Origin of the sequence: Saccharopolyspora sp. 6V (genome assembly GCF_020176785.1) — a bacterium.
GTDB classification, from domain to species: domain Bacteria; phylum Actinomycetota; class Actinomycetes; order Mycobacteriales; family Pseudonocardiaceae; genus Saccharopolyspora_C; species Saccharopolyspora_C gregorii.
The window spans coordinates 1-18,657 of sequence record NZ_JAIUKB010000177.1 but is presented as its reverse complement, the minus strand read 5'-3'; the positions used below and the strand labels follow the sequence as shown (position 1 = coordinate 18,657).

19 protein-coding genes are annotated in these 18,657 nt (G+C 72.8%); 1 reads left to right on the top strand and 18 read right to left on the bottom strand.

The window, feature by feature from the left end; all coding sequences use genetic code 11:
• The first annotated feature begins 579 nt into the window (after positions 1–579).
• Positions 580–1,275, top strand: a complete 696-nt coding sequence (locus LCD35_RS27745) for a M23 family metallopeptidase (protein WP_224959999.1) — start codon at positions 580–582, stop codon at positions 1,273–1,275.
• Here LCD35_RS27745 and whiG read toward each other — a convergent pair.
• From whiG to LCD35_RS27655, 18 genes are all read right to left on the bottom strand, one after another.
• Positions 1,256–2,350, bottom strand: a complete 1,095-nt coding sequence (gene whiG / locus LCD35_RS27740) for an RNA polymerase sigma factor WhiG (RefSeq protein WP_224959996.1) — start codon at positions 2,348–2,350, stop codon at positions 1,256–1,258. The genes LCD35_RS27745 and whiG overlap by 20 nt on opposite strands.
• A complete protein-coding gene (locus tag LCD35_RS27735) occupies positions 2,325–3,302 on the bottom strand; it encodes a tyrosine recombinase XerC (RefSeq protein WP_224977875.1) in 978 nt (325 codons plus the stop codon). Before LCD35_RS27735 ends, whiG begins: the two co-directional genes overlap by 26 nt.
• Positions 3,303–3,393: 91 nt before the next feature.
• Complete coding sequence (locus LCD35_RS27730; protein WP_224959992.1) at positions 3,394–4,539, bottom strand: DNA-processing protein DprA; 1,146 nt, start codon at positions 4,537–4,539, stop codon at positions 3,394–3,396.
• A 97-nt stretch (positions 4,540–4,636) separates the two neighbouring features.
• On the bottom strand, positions 4,637–6,154 hold the full coding sequence (locus tag LCD35_RS27725) for a YifB family Mg chelatase-like AAA ATPase (RefSeq protein WP_224959990.1): 1,518 nt from the start codon (positions 6,152–6,154) through the stop codon (positions 4,637–4,639).
• Complete coding sequence (locus LCD35_RS27720; protein ID WP_224959988.1) at positions 6,155–6,568, bottom strand: YraN family protein; 414 nt, start codon at positions 6,566–6,568, stop codon at positions 6,155–6,157. It lies immediately after the preceding gene.
• Positions 6,569–6,812: 244 nt separating this feature from the next.
• A complete protein-coding gene (locus LCD35_RS27715) occupies positions 6,813–7,139 on the bottom strand; it encodes a DUF2469 domain-containing protein (RefSeq protein ID WP_224959986.1) in 327 nt (108 codons plus the stop codon).
• 30 nt (positions 7,140–7,169) lie between these two features.
• The gene (locus LCD35_RS27710; RefSeq protein ID WP_224959985.1) at positions 7,170–7,937 is read right to left on the bottom strand and encodes a ribonuclease HII; all 768 of its coding nucleotides are present in this window, start codon (positions 7,935–7,937) and stop codon (positions 7,170–7,172) included.
• Positions 7,938–7,939: 2 nt separating this feature from the next.
• Complete coding sequence (gene lepB, locus LCD35_RS27705; protein WP_255615700.1) at positions 7,940–8,842, bottom strand: signal peptidase I; 903 nt, start codon at positions 8,840–8,842, stop codon at positions 7,940–7,942.
• A 297-nt stretch (positions 8,843–9,139) separates the two neighbouring features.
• The gene (rplS, locus tag LCD35_RS27700) at positions 9,140–9,499 is read right to left on the bottom strand and encodes a 50S ribosomal protein L19 (RefSeq protein WP_224959983.1); all 360 of its coding nucleotides are present in this window, start codon (positions 9,497–9,499) and stop codon (positions 9,140–9,142) included.
• A 208-nt stretch (positions 9,500–9,707) separates the two neighbouring features.
• Positions 9,708–10,478, bottom strand: coding sequence for a tRNA (guanosine(37)-N1)-methyltransferase TrmD (gene trmD, locus LCD35_RS27695; protein WP_224959982.1), 771 nt, complete (start codon positions 10,476–10,478; stop codon positions 9,708–9,710).
• A gap of 56 nt (positions 10,479–10,534) precedes the next feature.
• Entirely contained in the window at positions 10,535–11,065 is a 531-nt protein-coding gene (gene rimM / locus LCD35_RS27690; RefSeq protein ID WP_224977871.1) for a ribosome maturation factor RimM, read from the bottom strand.
• 7 nt (positions 11,066–11,072) lie between these two features.
• Complete coding sequence (locus LCD35_RS27685; protein ID WP_184481725.1) at positions 11,073–11,312, bottom strand: RNA-binding protein; 240 nt, start codon at positions 11,310–11,312, stop codon at positions 11,073–11,075.
• Positions 11,309–11,752, bottom strand: coding sequence for a 30S ribosomal protein S16 (gene rpsP / locus LCD35_RS27680; RefSeq protein ID WP_224959979.1), 444 nt, complete (start codon positions 11,750–11,752; stop codon positions 11,309–11,311). The genes LCD35_RS27685 and rpsP overlap by 4 nt, the downstream gene beginning before the upstream one ends.
• A 177-nt stretch (positions 11,753–11,929) precedes the next feature.
• Positions 11,930–12,721, bottom strand: coding sequence for a type II CAAX endopeptidase family protein (locus LCD35_RS27675; protein ID WP_308011269.1), 792 nt, complete (start codon positions 12,719–12,721; stop codon positions 11,930–11,932).
• A gap of 164 nt (positions 12,722–12,885) precedes the next feature.
• Positions 12,886–13,962 (bottom strand): amidohydrolase family protein, encoded by a 1,077-nt coding sequence (locus LCD35_RS27670; protein ID WP_224959978.1) that lies wholly within the window; start codon positions 13,960–13,962, stop codon positions 12,886–12,888.
• On the bottom strand, positions 13,959–15,518 hold the full coding sequence (gene ffh / locus LCD35_RS27665; protein WP_224959977.1) for a signal recognition particle protein: 1,560 nt from the start codon (positions 15,516–15,518) through the stop codon (positions 13,959–13,961). The genes LCD35_RS27670 and ffh overlap by 4 nt, the downstream gene beginning before the upstream one ends.
• A gap of 165 nt (positions 15,519–15,683) precedes the next feature.
• On the bottom strand, positions 15,684–17,624 hold the full coding sequence (locus LCD35_RS27660) for a DEAD/DEAH box helicase (RefSeq protein WP_225045190.1): 1,941 nt from the start codon (positions 17,622–17,624) through the stop codon (positions 15,684–15,686).
• A 360-nt stretch (positions 17,625–17,984) separates the two neighbouring features.
• On the bottom strand, positions 17,985–18,569 hold the full coding sequence (locus tag LCD35_RS27655; protein ID WP_308016947.1) for an AAA family ATPase: 585 nt from the start codon (positions 18,567–18,569) through the stop codon (positions 17,985–17,987).
• Positions 18,570–18,657: the final 88 nt, after the last annotated feature.

Here is an 18,657-nt window from a genome sequence, read left to right as displayed (position 1 = left end):
TGGAAAGTGTACGCACATCGGCAAGTAGATGCCAAGCGTGCACTCCGCGCGGCCGGGGTGCGCAACGAAGCGGGGCCCCCCCCCCCGCGGGGGGGGGGGCCCCCCCGCGGGGGGGGGCCCGGGTTTCGGTTCTCGCGGCGGGCCGGGTGACCTGCCGCCCTGGTGCCCGCGTTCGATGCCCCCGCCCTGGCCTCGACGGCCGGGACCTCGGAGGCACCGCTGCCGCGCCGGACCGACGAACCGCATCCCCCGCCGCTCGGTGGCGTCCCGCCCGGGCCCGCCGGGCGGCTCGACGCCGTGCGGCGCCGACATCGACGCCACCGGGCACAGCCGTCGGGCGTCGTGGGAGAGCTGGAGTTGTCGGTTCCCCGAACCGGTCGTTGCTCCGGGATCGGGTTTCCGGCGGCGACGCGCGGACACGCGAAGTCGGATCGTGCGCACACGAAACCGCCGTCACAGTGTACTCGACCGGCAAAGACCCCCCGGGCGCGGTCACGAGTTGTCCACAGGGCGCCGGTCCATCCACAGATTCCCGGATCGCCCCTGTCGGCGGCGGGCGGCGCGGGCCACGGTGGAACCATGCTCCCGCTCCCCCGCACACCCGGCTCCCGCGCTGGTGGGCGGCCCGGCCACCGCCCGTCACCACCCCGACCGCCAAGCGGGTCCCCGCTCGGGCCGATCGCCGCGCTGGCGCTGTCGGCGCTGCTGCCGGTCGCGGTGCTGCCCGGGGCCGCGCCGGTCTCCGCCTCGACGCCCAGGACCGCCACGGCCGGGCTCGGGATGGAGGGGGCCACGGCCGAGCGATCCGCGGCGCCCACCGGTGGCCACGGCTTCCGCCTGCCGCTGCCCGGTTCGGCGGTGTCGCGGCCGTTCCAGGCGCCGACCACCGCCTACGGCCCCGGCCACCGCGGCGTGGACCTGCCCGGGACACCCGGGGCGGTGGTGCTCGCCGCCGGCCCCGGCGTAGTGCGCTTCGCCGGACTCGTCGCGGGCCGGCCGCTGGTGTCGGTCGAGCACGCGGGCGGGTTGCGCACCACCTACGAACCGGTCCGCGCCTCGGTCGAGCGCGGTGACCGGGTCGGTGCTGGCACGCCGCTCGGCCTGCTCGAACCCGGCCATCCCGGTTGTTCGGCCGCGGCCTGCCTGCACTGGGGTGCTCGCCGGGGCGAGCGCTACCAGGACCCGATGCTCCTGCTCGGCGGCGGCGCGGTCCGGTTGCTGCCGTGGTCCGGCGAACCGCGCCCGTCCGCCGAGCTCACCCCTGCGGTTCGGTGAGCTTGCTCCGCAGCCGCAGGACCGCGCGGGTGTGCAGCTGGCAGACCCGGGACTCGGTCACGCCGAGGACCTTGCCTATCTCGGCGAGGGTCAGGTTCTCGAAGTAGTAGAGCGTCACCACGACCCGGTCGCGGTCGCTGAGCCGCTCCACCGCCTCGGCGAGCTGCCTGCGGCTGTCCCGATCCACCAGGGCGGCCACCGGGTCCTCGGCGCGGTCGTCGGGCAGCGTCTCGGCCAGCGAGGCGGTGCCGCCCCAGCCGACGCTGATCAGGTCGTCGAGGGCGACGACGCTGGTCATCTGCAGCTGCGCGAACAGCTCGTGCAGCTCGTCGGCGGACACGTCGAGTTCGTCGGCCAGCTCGACGTCGGTGGCGTGCCGCTGCAGCTTCGCTTCGAGCCGTTCCAACGCCCGTTCGAGGTCGCGGGCCCGGCTGCGGACCGAACGCGGCACCCAGTCCTGCGCGCGCAGGTCGTCCAGGATGGCGCCCCGGATCCGCTGCATCGCGTAGGTCTCGAACTTCAGGCCGCGTTCCGGCTCGAACTTCTCGATCGCGTCGACCAGGCCGAATATTCCGGACTGCACCAGGTCGGAAACCTCGACGTGCGAGGGCAGCCCGGTACCGACCCGGCCCGCGACGTACTTGACCAGCGGCGCGTAGTGCAGCACCAAGCGGTCGCGCAGCCCCTGGTCGCGGTGTTCGCCGAAGGCCTGCCACAGCGCGACGATGCCGGCTTCGACCTCGTCGGCGCTGCGCTGGTCGTCCGGCACCAGGTACGGCAGGCGCGCGGAGACCGGGGGCTTCGCCGCGTCAGCCTCTTGGTCGCCCCTGGATCGGGTGGCGCGCTCCGGCTGCGCGGCGGCCCGCTCGGAAGCGGCCGCGCCCTCGGGCTGCCGGCTGCCGTTGACCTTCGCGCCGTTGGTCGCGGAGCTCGTGCCACGGCCGTTTCGGCTGCGCTGCGCGGTCGGCTCGCCGGGAAGGTTCGCCCTCGACGACGTCGATCTCGATGTCGCTTCCGTGGCCACGGTGCGGGCACCGCCCCCGGCGTCGTCAGGAACGGGGGTGGGTTCGGTCATGAATCGCCTTCAGCCGGTCGACGGTCACGTGGGTGTAAAGCTGGGTCGTTGCGAGCGTAGCGTGACCAAGCAACTCCTGAACGCTACGGAGGTCTGCTCCTCCTTCGAGCAGATGGGTCGCAGCCGAATGCCGCAGGCCGTGCGGTCCGAGGTCGGCCGCGCCCGGCACGGCCTGCACCGCGTCGTGCACGACCCGGCGGGCCATGCGCTGGTCCAGCCTGCCGCCGCGCGCGCCGAGGAAGACCGCGGGCCCGGACCGGTCGGTGCGCAGCGCGGGCCGTCCCGCCGACAGCCACCGTTCCAGTGCCGCATCGGCCGGTACGCCGAACGGCACCGCCCGTTCCCGCTTGCCCTTGCCCAGCACCCTCAGCAGCCTGCGCTCGCGATCGATGTCATCGAGATCGAGACCGCACAGCTCCGCGACTCTGACGCCGGTCGCGTAGAGCAGTTCCAGCAGCGCGTGGTCGCGCAGCGCGACCGGGTCGCCCTGCTCCGCGCCCGAGGCGGAAGCCGCCATCGCGGAATCGGCCTGGTCGGCGCGCAGCACCGCGGGCAGCGAGCGGTGCTTGCCGGGCGCGGCCAGCCGCGGTCCCGGGTCGGCGGCGAGCAGGCCGGTGCGGTGCGCCCAGGCGGTGAAGGTCCGCACCGACGCCGCCCGGCGGGCCAGCGTCGCCCGGCTGATGCCCTGGGCGTGCTGCCCGGCGAGCCAGGACCGCAGCGCGGGCAGGGTCACCGCGTGCAGACCGGCACCGGGACCCGCGTGCGCGGCGACGTCGGCCAGCAACGAGGACACGTCTCCGAGGTAGGCCCGCACGGTGTGCTCCGAGAGTCCGCGCTCCGCGGCGAGGTGCCGCTGGAACCCGTCCGCGGCCCCGCCCAGCTCCGCCGGCAACGCCGCCCGAGCCGCCCGGAGGTCGGTTCTCGCGGTCGCGCCGGACCGTGTGCGTTCCATATCGCAAACGCTCGCCCCTGGACGGGGCCCGGTCAAGGGGGCCACGCCGTGAACGCGATCCCATCGCTGCTTGCTCCCGGTCGCGGGCCGTTCACCCGCCCGCCGCGATCCAGCCGCCCTCCTTCCGCTCGACCAGTCCGGCCAGTTCCAGCTCCGGCAGCAGCGCGCGCACCGTGCGCACCGGCAGTCCGCATTCGCGCGCGAGCCGCCCGGAATCGGCGCCGTTGCAAGCAACGATCGCATCGTGCAGTCGGCGTGCCCGTGGTTCCAGCGCGTCGGTGGGACGGTCCGCGGCCACCGGATCCACCGGTGGCGCCGCACCCAACGGATTGATCATTTCGAGCACCTGGGCCGTCGAGGTCACCAGCACCGCCTTCCCCGCCCGGACCATGTCGTGGCACCCCACCGAACTCGCCGAGGTGACCGGACCCGGTACCGCCATCAGCGGCAACCCCAGCGCATCAGTGGTGTTGGCGGTGTTGCCCGCACCGCTGCGCGCGCCCGCCTCCACGACCACGGTGCCGTGCCCGCACGCGGCGATCAGCCGGTTGCGCACCAGGAAGCGGTGCCGCCGAGGCGTCGTTCCCGGGGCGTACTCGGTCGCCACCAGCCCCTGCGCCGCGATCGCCCGCAGCAACCGCCCGTGCCCGGCCGGGTAGTCGACGTCGATGCCGCAGGCCAGGAAGGCGACGGTGGTACCGCCCGCCGCCAACGCGCCCCGGTGCGCCGCCCCGTCGATCCCGTAGGCCGCGCCGGAGACCACCGCGACCCCGGACGCGGCGAGGCCGTGGCCCAACTCCGCCGCCAGGTGTTCGCCGTACCCGGTCGCCGCTCGGGCGCCGACCACGGCCACCGAGGACGCCGACGCCGGGCCGAGTTCCGCCCGGCCCCGCACCCACAGCGCCAGCGGCGCGGCCAGGCCCGGCACCCCGACTTCGGCAGCCCCGGCCAGCAGCGCGAACCGCTCCGCAGGCCAGTCCGGGTCCTCCGGGACCAGCAGCCGGGCTCCGCTGCTCCGGGTGGCGGCCAGGAGCCCGGCCCCCGAGACGTGTTCCCGGCGGGCCTCCACCTCGTCGGCCACCGCCGCCGGAGCGACACCGCGGTGGACCAGTTCGGCGACCCGGACGGGCCCGTGCTCGGCAACGCACCCGGCGAGCGCCGGAGCCGGCGGTTCCGCCACCGCCGCGAGGTACGCGCGGGCCGCGCGGAGCCGCTCGTCCCGCGCCGTACCGGTCATCGCGCACCCCGCTCTCCACGGGACGCCGCCACGTGCGCGGAGACCTCGCACGATGCCCATCCGTTCAGCACTGTCCGCACCACTTGCACCGGGGCGTTCATGCCGGCCTCCGTTCCCGGAACGCCAGCGCCGCGGCCACGTGCTCGGCCTCGGGCCGCTCCCGCCCGTCCAGATCGGCCAGCGTCCACGCCACCCGCAGGCAGCGGTCGGCGCCGCGCGCGGTCACCGCGCCCGCGTCCAGCCCGCGGTCCAGCAGCGCGGTCACCTTCCCAGGCAGGCCGAACTCGCGGCGCAGCACCGGACCCGGAACCTCGCCGTTGGTCCGCCACCCGCGCTCCGACCACCGCTCGGCGGCGACTTCTCGCGCCCGGGCCACCCTCGCCCGGACCACCTCGGACGACTCCGGTGGCTCGCCGCCGCGCATGGTCATCGCGGTGACCGGACGCATGTCCACCCGCAGGTCGACCCGGTCCAGCAACGGCCCGGAGAGCTTGCCGAAGTAGCGTCGCCTGGCCTGCGGCGCGCAGTGGCAGTCGGCATCGCGCGCCGGAGCGCACGGGCACGGGTTCGTGGCCAGCACGAGCTGGAACCGCGCCGGGTACCGCAGCGTGCCGTCCCGCCGGGACAACCGGACCTCGCCCTCTTCCAGCGCGGTGCGCAGCGCTTCGAGCCGCTGCGGCCCGAACTCGCAGGCCTCGTCCAAGAACAGCGTGCCGCGGTGCGCCCTGCTGACCGCTCCGGGTCGCGCGAGTCCCGATCCGCCGCCGATCAGCCCGGGCACCGAAGTCGAGTGGTGGGGGGCCACGAACGGCGGCGCCGACACCAGCGGAGCACCACCGCGGAGCTCACCGGCGACCGAGTGGATCGCGGTGACCTCCAGCGCCTCCTGCCGGGTCAGGTCCGGCAGCAGACCGCCCAACCGCCGCGCCAGCATCGTCTTGCCGGTGCCCGGCGGCCCGACCAGCAGCAGGTGGTGCCCGCCCGCCGCGGCCACCTCCAGCGCCCACCGCGCCTCCGGCTGCCCCAGCACGTCCACCAGGTCTTCCGCCTCGACGGCCTGCCCAGCGGGCGGCTCGGCAGGGCGGTCCGCGAGTTCCGCCTGGCCGCGCAGCCAGCCGATGACCTCACCGAGGTCGTGCGCGCCGAGCACCTCCAGCCCGTCCACCAGCTGCCCTTCGGCCAGGCCCTCCACCGGCACCACGGCCCGCCGCACGCCTTCCCGCCGAGCCGCCAGCAGCGCGGGCAGCAGTCCCCGCACCGATCGGATCCGGCCGTCCAGCGCCAGTTCGCCGAACAGCACCGTTCCCTCCAGCAACCGCGGGGGAACCTGTTCGGCCCCGGCCAGGACCGCGCAGGCCAGGGCCAGGTCGTACGAGGTCCCCGCCTTCGGCAGCGCGGCCGGGGAGAGCGCCAGCGTCACGCAGCTCTGCGGCCAGTCCTCCCGGGAGTTCTGCACCGCGGCACGCACCCGGTTCTTCGCCTCCTGCAGCGCCGTGTCCGGCAGTCCGAGCAGCTGCACGTTCGGCAGCCCGCCCCGGCGCACGTCCGCTTCGATCTCGACCAGCCGGCCGTCCACGCCGAACAGCGCGACCGCCCAGGTCCGCCGCAGCGCCATTCAGAACACCCCCGGCAGGTGGTCGAGGGTGATCGGGCCCTTCGGCGGCCACAGGATGGAGATGACGTCGAACCGCACCCGGCAGCCGACGAGCCGCCGCTCCGCGAGCCACGCCCGCGCCAGCTCCCGCAGCCGGCGGATCTTGTTCGGCCCGATCGCGTTCAGCGGTGCCCCGTAGTCGATGCCGGAGCGGGTCTTGACCTCGCAGAACACCACGAGGTCGCCGTCGGTGCCGATGATGTCGAGCTCGCCCCGCGCGGTCCGCCAGTTCCGCGCGAGCACCGAAACACCGAGCCGCTCCAGGTGTTCGGCCGCGAGCCGTTCGCCCGCTCGCCCCAACGCGTGCGTTCCGCGTTCGGAGAAGTCGGAGAGCGCGCCGCGCAACGGCCGGTAGTCGAGCGTTCGCACCGCCATGATGTCCTCCCGGGCTGGAGTGGAATCCCGGAGCGGATCTCCGGGCTCCATTCCAAACTGCCCCGGCCGGATCGCACCCACCAGACCCGAATGGGAAATCTGTGGATGGATCGACGACCTGTGGACAACTCGAGCGGGAACGGGCTACGGGCACCCGTCCGGGAAACGCAGAACGGGTGACCACCCGCAGGTGATCACCCGTTCCACCGACATCCGTTCCGGGCGCCCCTCCGCCCGCTGCCGCTCAGCTCCCGCCGAACGGCCCGTTCTCCGGCAACCGGAGGTCCGGCTTGTCCAGCTCCTCCACGTTGACGTCCTTGAACGTGATCACCCGGACGTTCTTCACGAACCGCGCGGGCCGGTACATGTCCCACACCCACGCATCCGACATGGACACCTCGAAGTAGACCTCGGAATCGGAGTTCCGGACCTGCACGTCCACCGCGTTGGCCAGGTAGAAGCGCCGTTCGGTCTCCACGACATAGGTGAACTGCCCGACGATGTCGCGGTACTCCTTGTAGAGCTGAAGCTCCATCTCGGTCTCGTACTTTTCGAGATCCTCGGCGCTCATCGCAGTGCGAGCCCTTCCCCGTCGTTCGTCCTACGTTCTCCCATTGTCCACCACTTCCCCCTCAGAAGCATCGAACAGACCGGGTTTGCTGATGATCGCGCGCGGCGAACGCATCCCGTGCAACCGCGCCGCGGCGACCACGTTCGAGTAGGACCAGCGGTGCTCCGCGCACGGCCCGTGCGCGCGCATGCTCGCGGTGTGGTCCGCGGTGCAGTAGCCCTTGTGCGCGGCGAACCCGTACCTCGGCCACCGTTCGTGCAGGTCGCGCATGATGTGGTCCCGGGTGACCTTCGCCAGCACCGAGGCGGCCGCCACGCACGCGGCGACCAGGTCCCCTTTGAGCACCGCGACGCTCGGTGCCCCCAGGCCTTGCACCTTGAAGCCGTCGGTGAGCACGTACCCGGGGTGCACCGGCAGCCGCGCCACCGCGCGGCGCATGCCCTCCAGGTTCGCCACGTGGATGCCGAGCGCGTCCACGTCCTCCGCGTCGATGACCACCGTCGAGTGCGCTTCCGCGCGTCGCAGGATCACCTCGTGGAGCCGCTCCCGCTCGGCCTCGGTCAGCACCTTGGAGTCGGTGAGCCCTTCGAACCGCCGCGCGTCCCCCGGGCGGAGGACGCAGGACGCGACCACGAGCGGACCCGCGCAGGCACCGCGCCCCGCTTCGTCGACCCCGGCGACCGGCCCCAGACCGCTGCGGTCCACGGCGCTCTGCAGCGCCCAGTTCCCGCTGCTGCGGCGGATCACCGGCCGCGGCGGGCGCCACCCCGCCCCGGCGACCGCGAGCCGTGCACCCACCGTCAGTGCCGCTCCTGGCGGCGCTGCCGGACTGCGGCGGAGAACTTGCGCCCCACCCACAGCACGGGGAAGGCGGCGGCGAAGCCGATCCCCGCGGGAAGCCCCGCCTGCCAGGCGGGCGCGCCGAGCGCGTCGGCCTGCGGATCGGTCTCCTCGATGCTCTGCCAGCGCTGCGGCGGCAGCACGATCACCTGGGCCTTGCCGATCACGTTGTCCACCGGCACCGCACCGTTGACGCCGCCACCGCCCTGGATGCGGGAGTCGCTGGAGTCGTTGCGGTTGTCGCCCTGCACCCACAGGTAGCCCTGGGGAACGGTGACCGGCGAGAACTCCTTCTGCACGTTGCCGCGGCCCGGCTCCCAGTAGATGTAGGGCTCGTTGAGCGGCTTGCCGTCCACCAGCATGCGGTTCTGGTCGTCGCAGCACTCGACGGTCTGCCCGCCGGTAGCGATGACCCGCTTGACGAAGTCCTTCTCGTCGGGCGAGCCGAAGCCGACCAGCGACATGGCGCTCTGCATGAAGCCGACCACCGGGTTCGAGGGCTCCTCGACCGTGAAGTCGTTCTGGCCCCACGTCTCCGGGCCGCGGAAGACCACGACGTCGCCCGGATCGGGGTCGGTGAACCGGTAGGAGATCTTGTCCACCAGCACCCGGTCGTTCTGGCAGCCGTCGCAGCCGTGCAGCGTCTGCTCCATCGACTGGGAGGGGATCACGTAGACCCGGGCCAGGAAGGCTTGGATCAGGATCGTCAGCACCAGCGCGGTCACGACCAGGATCGGCAGCTCACGCCAGAACGATCCCTTCCGCTCGCGCGAACGACCGCCCCGCGAGCGGCGGCCTCCCCCTTCGGCGTGTTCGGCAGCCGCGCCTTCGCGAGGCTCTTCTTCTGGTCCGGTAGAGCGCATGACGTCGGCCACGCGGCCAGGCTACTGGAACCGCGGAGCACCCCGGCGGAGTCCCCCTGCCCTCCCGCACGCGCGGCCGCCGCGCGCATCCCGGCCGTGACGTGCGGATTCCCCCGCCGCGGTCGGGCGGTGCCGGGCCGGCGCGGACGGAGCCGGGGTGTGATGCGCCACGGCCCACCGACTCGTTCACCTGATCGTGGATCAACGGAATCGCCTGCAGGGCAACAAAAAGGACGACCCGGATGCACGAAGCACCCGGGTCGTCCGAAGTCACCCGCCGATGGCGGGAGTTCCGCGTCAGGAAGCGGCGATCGGCTCCCGCTTCTCCTTGATCTTGGCGGCCTTGCCGCGGAGCTCGCGCAGGTAGTACAGCTTCGCGCGACGGACCTGGCCGCGGGTGGCGACCTCGATCTTGGAGATGTTGGGGGTGTGCACCGGGAAGGTGCGCTCCACGCCGACACCGAAGGAGATCTTGCGGACGGTGAAGGTCTCGCGGACGCCCGCGCCCTGGCGGCGGATCACGACGCCCTGGAAGACCTGGTTCCGCTCGCGCGAACCCTCGATGACGCGGACGTAGACCTTCAGCGTGTCGCCAGGCCGGAAGGCCGGAATGTCGGAACGCAGCGACTGGGCGTCCAGAGCGTCCAGGGTGTTCATCGGTGGTCCGTCCTCATCCGTGTCGTAGGCACCCGTGCATTCGCGGATCGTGGCCCGGACTTAACCGCGGCCGCCGCCTGACACGGGGTTGGCTTGCGATGTGCGCGCCGAGACGGAACCCGGCTGCGGCAACCCGTCAAGTGTGCCAGACGCGCAGGCAGGCGCCGCAACCGACCCCGGACAACGGCATCCGGGAGCACCGGCGCGGTCAGTCCGGGGCGTCCGCCCCGTCCTCGGCGCGCAGCGCGTCCAGCCGGGCGCGGTCCTTCTTGTCCAGCGCCTCGGCGGGCAACCGCTCCAGCAGGTCGGGACGCCGGCGGTAGGTCCGGTCCAGCGCCCGGTCCCGGCGCCAGCGGGCGATGGCGGCGTGGTTCCCGGAGCGCAGCACGTCCGGGACGGGCCGCTCCCGCCACACCTCCGGCCGGGTGTAGCTGGGGCCTTCGAGGAGGCCGTCGGAGAACGAGTCCTGCTCCGCGGAGGCCGGGTTGCCCAGCACGCCCGGCAGCAGCCGCGCCACCGCCTCGACCATGGTCAGGGTGGCGACCTCGCCGCCGACGAGCACGTAGTCGCCGATGGAGACCTCCTCCACCGGCATCCGCGACGCCGCCTCGTCGACCACCCGCTGGTCGATCCCCTCGTAACGGCCGCAGGCGAACACCAGCCACGGTTCCGCCGACCAGCGGACGGCGGTGCGCTGGGTGAACGGCCGGCCGGCCGGGGTGGGCACGATCAGCCGGGGCGGCTGCGGCCCGGAGCCGCACACCTCGTCGAGGGCCTCGCCCCACACGTCGGGCTTCATCACCATGCCCGGGCCGCCGCCGTACGGGCTGTCGTCCACCGCGCGGGGGACGTCGTGGGTCCAGTCGCGCAGGTCGTGGACGCCGACGGAGATCTTCTCCCGCTCGATCGCCTTGCCCAGCAGCGCGGCGCGCAGCGGAGCCAGGTATTCGGGGAAGATCGTGACGACGTCGATGCGCAACGGGTGTTCCTTCGAGCGGGGAGTTCCGGCGCGGAGCCGGGAAGAGGGGCGACGAGTCAGTCGTCGCCGAGCAGGCCCTCGGGCGGGTCGACGACGACGCGCCCGGCCGCGAGGTCGACCGCGGGCACGATGGCGGCGACGAACGGGACGAGCCGTTCCACGTCGTCCGCGGTGCGCACCGACAGCAGCTCGCCGCCGGGCGTGTGCAGCACTTCGCGCACCACGCCTACCTCGTCGCCGGTCGGCAGCACCACCCGCAGACCTTCCAGCTGGTGGTCGTGGAACTCGTCCGGGTCGTCGGTCGGCGCGAGCTCGTCGGTGCGCACGGTCAGCGTGACACCGCGCAGCCGCTCGGCCTCGTCCATGCCGTCCACCGACTCGAAGCGCACCAGCAGGGGCCCGGCGTGGGGCCGGGCGGCTGTCACGGTGAGCGTGTCCGGTCCGGGCTTGCCGCGCCGCTGGACGCCGAGCACCGCGCCCGGCGCGAACCGCAGTTCAGGGCTGTCGGTGCGCACGTCCACGACGACTTCGCCGCGCACGCCGTGCGTCTTCACGACTCTGCCCACGGCCAGCTCCGGACCGGTCATGCCGTCCTCATCGATCTGTGTCGACCACGTCGACCCGGATGCCGCGCCCGCCGATCCCGGAGATCACGGTGCGCAGCGAGGTCGCCGTGCGGCCACCACGGCCGATGACCTTGCCCAGGTCGTCCGGGTTCACGTGGACTTCCAGGGTGCGGCCCCGCCGGGTGGTGAGGAGTTGGACGCGGACGTCGTCGGGGTTGTCGACGATGCCGCGCACCAGGTGTTCGAGCGCGTCCGCGAGGACCGTCACGCCTGGCCGTCCTCGGACTTCTGCTCCTCAGCGGCCTCCGCCTCGGCCTTCTTGCCGCCCTTCTTCTTGGGCGTGGTGGCCTCGGCGACGGTGTCCTCACCGGCAGCGGCGAGAGCAGCGGCGAACAGCTCTTCCTTGCTCTGCTTCGGCTCGGCGACCTTCAGGGTGCCCTCGGCGCCCGGCAGGCCCTTGTGCTTCTGCCAGTCACCGGTGACCTCGAGGATGGCCTGAACCGGCTCGGTCGGCTGCGCACCGACGCTCAGCCAGTGCTGCGCGCGCTCGGAGTCGACGATGATGCGGCTCGGGTTCTCCATCGGGTGGTACTGACCGATGGTCTCGATCGCCCGGCCGTTGCGACGGGTGCGCGAGTCGGCGACGACGATGCGGTAGTGCGGCTCCCGGATCTTACCGATGCGGGCCAGCTTGATCTTCACAGCCACGGGTGCTGGTGCTCCTCAGACTCTCGTTCGTGCTCGGGTGAGCGAACCAAGCCGTGTGGGGAAATACGGAGTGGATGGCTCATACGTCGATGGCCGCGGACGGTGAGAGGGACCGACTCGCAGCGAACAGGCGCCTATTCTGCCAGATGGCCGGTCGCGCCCCGCAGCAGGTCCCGCTCAGGACGCCGGGACGACCCCGAGGGAGATCAGCAGCAGGCCCAGCGCGGGCAGGAAGTTGTTCACCTGGTGGGCGACCACGCTCGCGGTGAGCCTGCCGGTGCGCATCCGCGCCACCCCGATCGGGATCGCGATGATGAGCAGCAGCCAGGTGCGCTCCGGTTCCAGGTGCCCGATGGCGAACACGGCGGTGCTGAGCACGAACGCGCTGATCCGGCTCCAGCGCAGCCGTTCCATGGCGCCCCACAGCAGTCCGCGGTAGAGGACCTCCTCGCACACCGGGGCGATCAGCCACACGTGCAGGAAGATCAGCACCGCCAGCGACGGGGACAGCTGCACCCCGTCGAGCAGGCTGCTGACCGTGGAGGTCGCGTTCTCCGGCCCCACCCAGTTGATCCAGACCATCGAGGCGACGGTGGTGCTGAGCAGCCCGATCAGGCCGATGCCGAAGCCGGTCTTGACGTCCTCCCAGCGCCAGTGCAGCCCGAAGTCCAGCCGCGGGCCGTTGCCGCGCACCTGGGTGATGACCACGGCGACGGCCGCGGAGACCAGCGTCGGCAGCATCAGCATGCACACCAGAGCGGTCGAGAACCACGCGCTCTCGCGCGGGTTCCCGAACAGCGCCGCCAGCGTCACCGAGGCGAGGATGAACACGGCCTCCGCCAGGAAGAACGCGCCGAAGCCCCAGCGGTGGTCGCGTTCGGCCGACGGGGTGGGGATCTTGGTGGCCGTTCCGGTCCCCCCGTCCGCGGCGGAAGCGCCTTCGGCGGGCTCGGGCTGCGGTACCTGCACGGGCGCCTCCGTCTCGAGCGAGCGGCGTTCCGGGACGCGCTCGCCCGGGTATCCCGCCGCTCGGCCGTGGGTTCTCTCCAGCACGCCGAGGTTCCGGCGGAATCGCCAGATTACCTTCGTCTTTCACCGCCCCACATCCGCTTTCGGACGCGGTGGACCGTCGATCAGGTGACGACGGCGCCTCGCAGCACGATGCGGCTGGGATGGCGCAGGGCGCCCAGGTCCGTGCGCGGATCGGTGTCGTAGCAGACCAGGTCGGCCACCGCGCCGTGCTCCAGGCCGCCGTGGCCGAGCCATTCGCGGGCGGCCCAGGAAGCGGCGCCCAGCGCCTGCTCGGCGGACATGCCGATGCGGTGCAGCGCGCGGATTTCGTCGACGAGCACGCCGTGCTCGATGCCGCCGCCCGCGTCGGTACCCGCGTACACCGGGACACCCGCCTCGACCGCCTTGGCCACGGTCGCGTCGCCGCGCTCGTAGAGCGCGGTCATGTGGCTCGCGTAGTCCGGGTACTTCGTGGCGGCCGCGGCGAACGACGGGAAGTTCTCGATGTTCACCAGCGTCGGCACCAGCGCGGTGCCGTGCCGGGCCATCAGCTCGACGGTGTCGTCGGTGAGTCCGGTGCCGTGCTCGATGCAGTCGATGCCCGCGTTGAGCAGGCCGGGCAGCGCGTCCTCGCCGAACACGTGCGCGGTGACGCGGGCGCCGTGCGCGTGCGCGACGGCGATCGCCTCGGCCAGCACGTCCTCGCTCCACAGCGGGGTGAGGTCCCCGGCGGCGCGGTCGATCCAGTCGCCGACGAGCTTCACCCAGCCGTCGCCGTAGGCCGCCTGCTCGGCGACCGCGGCGGGCAGCTGGGACTCGTGCTCCAGCTGGTCGGCGAGGTACGGGATGTAGCGCTTCGGCTTCGCCAGGTGCCTGCCCGCGCGGATGATCCGCGGCAGGTCGGCGCGTTCCTGCAGCGGCCGGGTGTCGATCGGCGCGCCGCAGTCGCGGATGAGCAGGGTGCCCGCGTCCCGGTCGGTCTCGGCCTGCTGCGCGGCGACCTCCAGGTCGACCGGGCCGTTCGGGCCGATGCCGACGTGGCAGTGCGCGTCGACGAGCCCGGGCAGCACGTACCCGCCGTCGAGCGCGGTGGTCGCGCCGGGCAGCGGCGTGCGGCTGATCAGGCCGTCGCCGATCCACAGCTCACCGGCTTCGCCCTCGGGCAGCAGCACGCCGCGCAGGTGCAGCGGCGCGGTCATTTCTTCTTCTTGCCGCCGAAGTTCAGCTTGGACGGGTCGAACCCGGCCGGGAGCTCGTTGAGCCCGCCCTGCAGCTGGGACGTGTCCGGGCCCGCCCCGGGCATCCCGCCGGGGAGTCCGCCCGGGGGCAGTCCGGGGAACCCGCCGGGCATGCCGCGCATGCCCTTCGGCGGGGTCGGCCCCTTGGCCTTGCCCTTGCGGTTCTTGCCCTTGCCCTTCTTGCCCTTCTTGCCGCCCCCGCCGCCGAAGCCGCCGAACTGGCCGGCCATCTGCTGCATCATCTTGCGGGCCTCGAAGAAGCGGTTCACCAGGTCGTTGATGTCGCTGACGGTGACGCCGGAACCCTTGGCGATGCGCTGCCGCCGGGACGCGTTGATGATCTTCGGGTCGGAGCGCTCGGCGGGCGTCATGCCGTGGATGATCGCCTGCACCCGGTCCAGGTGCTTCTCGTCGAAGTTGGCGAGCTGGTCCTTCATCTGGTTCGCGCCCGGGAGCATGCCCAGCAGGTTCTGCAGCGGGCCCATCCGGCGGACCGCCTGCATCTGCTCCAGGAAGTCCTCCAGGGTGAGCTGCCCGGAGCCGAGCTTCTGCGCCGCCTGCTCGGCCTGGTCGGCGTCGAACGCCTGCTCGGCCTGCTCGATGAGGGTGAGCATGTCGCCCATGCCCAGGATCCGGCTCGCCATCCGGTCCGGGTGGAAGACGTCGAAGTCCTCCAGCTTCTCCCCGTTGGAGGCGAACATGATCGGCTGGCCGGTCACGTGCCGCACCGACAGCGCGGCACCACCGCGGGCGTCGCCGTCGAGCTTGGTGAGCACCACGCCGGAGAAGCCGACGCCGTCCCGGAAGGCCTCCGCGGTGGACACCGCGTCCTGGCCGATCATGGCGTCGACCACGAACAGGATCTCGTCCGGCTGGACGGCGTCCCGGATGTCCGCGGCCTGGCGCATCATCTCCTCGTCCACGCCGAGGCGGCCCGCGGTGTCGACGATGACCACGTCGTGCTGCGCGCGCTTCGCCTCGTCGAGGCTGCGCCGCGCCACGTCCACCGGGTCACCGGTGCCGTTGCCCGGTTCCGGGGCGAACACCGGCACGCCGGCGCGTTCGCCGACGACCTGGAGCTGGGTGACCGCGTTGGGGCGCTGCAGGTCGCAGGCCACCAGCATCGGGGTGTGCCCCTGGCCGGAGAGCCACTTGGCGAGCTTCCCGGACAGGGTCGTCTTGCCCGAGCCCTGGAGCCCGGCGAGCAGGATCACCGTGGGCGGGTTCTTGGCGTGCTCCAGCCTGCGGGTCTCGCCGCCGAGGATGCCGACGAGCTCCTCGTTGACGATCTTGACGACCTGCTGGGCCGGGTTGAGCGCACCGGAGACCTCGGCACCCTTCGCGCGGTCCTTGACACCCGCGATGAACGCGCGGACCACCGGCAGCGCCACGTCCGCTTCCAGCAGGGCGATGCGGATCTCGCGCGCCGTGGCGTCGATGTCGGCGTCCGAGAGCCGGCCCTTGCCGCGCAGGTTCTGCAGAACCGAGGTGAGCCGGTCGCTAAGGGTGTCGAACACGGGTTCTCGCCGCTCCTGAGTCGAATGATGTACCTGAGGGTCGAGGGTAACCGCACCCGGAATCGCCGGAGGCGACCGCCGGGCGGGTGCCCGCGTCCGAGCGGCGGGCGCGGGGCGGACGAGCGGGCGGCGCGGCCTCCAGGGGAGACCGCGCCGCCCTCGTCATCAGGTGCGGTCGCGGCTGGGGCGCTTGCCGTAGCCGCCGCCGGGCCGGCCGCCCTGCTGCGGTGCCCGCGGGCCGCCCTTGCGGTGCGGGCGCGGCTTGTCCCGGCCGGGACGCGGACCGCGGCGGGCCAGCACCTCGCCGTCGGCCCGGCTGATCCGCAGGCCGCGGCCGGCGACCTGGGTCTTGCTGAGCTTGCGCAGCATGTCCTCGGGCAGGTTCGCGGGCAGTTCGATGAGCGTGTGCTCGGCCCGGATGTCGATGTGCCCGATGTGCTTGCTGTGCAGGCCGCCCTCGTTGGCCAGCGCGCCGACCAGGGCGCTCGGCGTGACGCGGTTCCGGCGGCCGACCTCGACCCGGTAAGTGTCGGTGTCGGTACCGGCGGGCTCGAAGCCGCCGTCGCGGTGACCGCGGCGGTTGTCCTGCGGTTCCGGTTCGAGCAGCAGCGGGCGGTCGCCCTGCACCATGCCGGCCAGCGCGGCGGCGATCTCCGCCGCGGGCACGTCGTGGGTGCGCTCGTACTCCTGCACGAGGTTGTGGAACAGCTCCAGACCGCCCTTCTCCAGGGTGTCGGTGATCCCCTGGGCGAAGCGGGCGAGGCGCTGGTCGTTCACGTCGTCCACGCTGGGCAGGTCCATCTGCTCGATGGACTGCCGGGTGGCCTTCTCGATGGAGCGCAGCATGTGCCGCTCGCGCGGGGAGACGAACAGGATCGCCTCGCCGCTGCGCCCGGCCCGGCCGGTGCGGCCGATGCGGTGCACGTACGACTCGCTGTCGTGCGGGATGTCGTAGTTCAGCACGTGCGAGATGCGCTCCACGTCGAGCCCGCGGGCCGCGACGTCGGTGGCCACCAGGATGTCGATCCGGCCCTCGCGCAGGTGCCCGATGGTCCGCTCGCGCTGCGCCTGCGGCACGTCACCGTTGATCGCGGCGGCGTTGAAGCCGCGCGCCTTGAGCTTCTCGGCGAGCTCCTCGGTGATCTGCTTGGTGCGGGCGAACACGATCATCGCGTCGAAGGTCTGCACTTCGAGGATGCGGGTCAGCGCGTCCAGCTTGTACGGGCCGCGCACCGGCACGTACTTCTGCGTGATGTTGGTGGCCGTGGAGGTCTTGGTCTTGACCGAGATCTCCACCGGCTCGCGCAGGTACGACTGGCTGATCTTGCGGATCGCGCCGGGCATCGTCGCGGAGAACAGCGCGACCTGCCGCTGCGCCGGCACCGACTGCAGGATGCGCTCGACGTCCTCGATGAAGCCCATCCGCAGCATCTCGTCGGCCTCGTCGAGCACCAGGTGCTTGAGGTTGCGCAGGTTCAGCGACCCCTTGTCCAGGTGGTCGATGAGCCGGCCCGGGGTGCCGACGACGACGTGCGCGCCACGCTTGAGCCCGGCCAGCTGCGGGCCGTAGCTCTGGCCGCCGTAGATCGGCAGCACGTTGAAGCCCGGCAGGTGCTTGGCGTAGCGCTGGAACGCCTCGGCGACCTGGATGGCCAGCTCGCGGGTCGGGGCCAGCACCAGGGCCTGCGGGCCGGGCGCGTCGAGGTCGAGGTTGGTGAGGATCGGCAGCGCGAACGCGGCCGTCTTGCCGGTGCCGGTCTGTGCCAGGCCCATCACGTCGCGGCCTTCCAGCAGCGGCGGGATGGTCTGCTCCTGGATCGGCGAGGGCGTCTCGTAGCCGAGCTCGACGAGGACCTTGCGGACCAGCGGGTCGAGCGCGAGGGCGTCGAAGCCGGTGGGGGCCTGCTCGGCGGCGGGCTGCTCCTCGACGGCAGTCTGCTCAGCGGCGGGCTGCTCAGCGGTGGGCTGCTCGGCGGTGGCCTGCTCAGCGGTGGCCGTCTCCGACGCCTGCTCGGCCAGCGCGGATTCGACGGCGGCGGTGACCGCCTGCTCGCCGTTGAAGTCGGCGGCGGGCAGCTCGGAGCTCGCGTCGCCGGTCAGGAGCACACCGGAAACTGCTTGATCGATTTGGGGCATGGGTGTAGCGGATCTCCTCGGTAGTGGTCGCCAGGGCTGAACCGGAATGCGTCACGGCCCTGCACCGACGTCCACTGCACGCGGCGATCGCAACAGTCAGGTCCGAACACAGCTCCGCCGTCGCCGTCTCCAAGGGCGGGCGGTGCTGCTCGCGCATGTCAAGCCGCGCACACCTGGCACGCACACGCACTGTTGCCAGTCACTCGCAGCTCGCTGTCTCAGCCAGACGCGGCGGAATCTGCCCCCGCGTCGTCGTCCAGGGTAGCGATCATCTGTTCGGGCGGGCGAACCCACCCGTGCTATCGGGACGAATCTCACCTCGCCGCCAGGTCAGCGGGGGCCGAGCAGGCGCAGCCCACCGGTCACGTCGGCGCGCGTGTAGAGGTGCACCTCCTGCCAGCCGCGCGGCGCGCGTCCGGACAGCAGCGCCCGATGCATCCGGTGCGCCCGGTGCACGTGCAGCTGGAACGCGTGGCCCCGGATGAGCCTGCCGCGGGCGTGCTGCCCGGCCAACGCCTCCTCCGGCCCGACGTGCAGCCACACCAGGATCCGCCGCCGCCCGCTGAGCAGCGCGAACAGCACCAGCATCAGCCGGGTGGTGGCGCGGGTGGAGGGTTCGTGCGCGACGACGCGGCCGCGGGAGCGCAGGCAGTACCAGGCGATGCGCGAGCGGTGCACCGCGTGCACCAGCGGCCGGTACCAGCGGTACGGGACGGCGTCGAGCAGCAGCGCCTTGAGGCGGGCCCGGACCTGCTCGGAGTCCAGCACCACCGTGCCCGGCGGTGCGACCAGCTTGTGCAGCACGGTGCTCTTGCCCGCGCCGGGCAGCCCGGCCAGGACGACGAGCGCGCGGCGAGGGGCGCGCAGGGCGGGGGCTGGGCCGCCGTCCACGGCGGACTCGTCCGAAATGTCCACGACGTCCCCAGGCTACGCGAAACGGATCCGTCGCCGAGCGCGCGGGCGGACGCGAGAATCCGGGGTGGCCCCACCCCTCGTGCGGGCC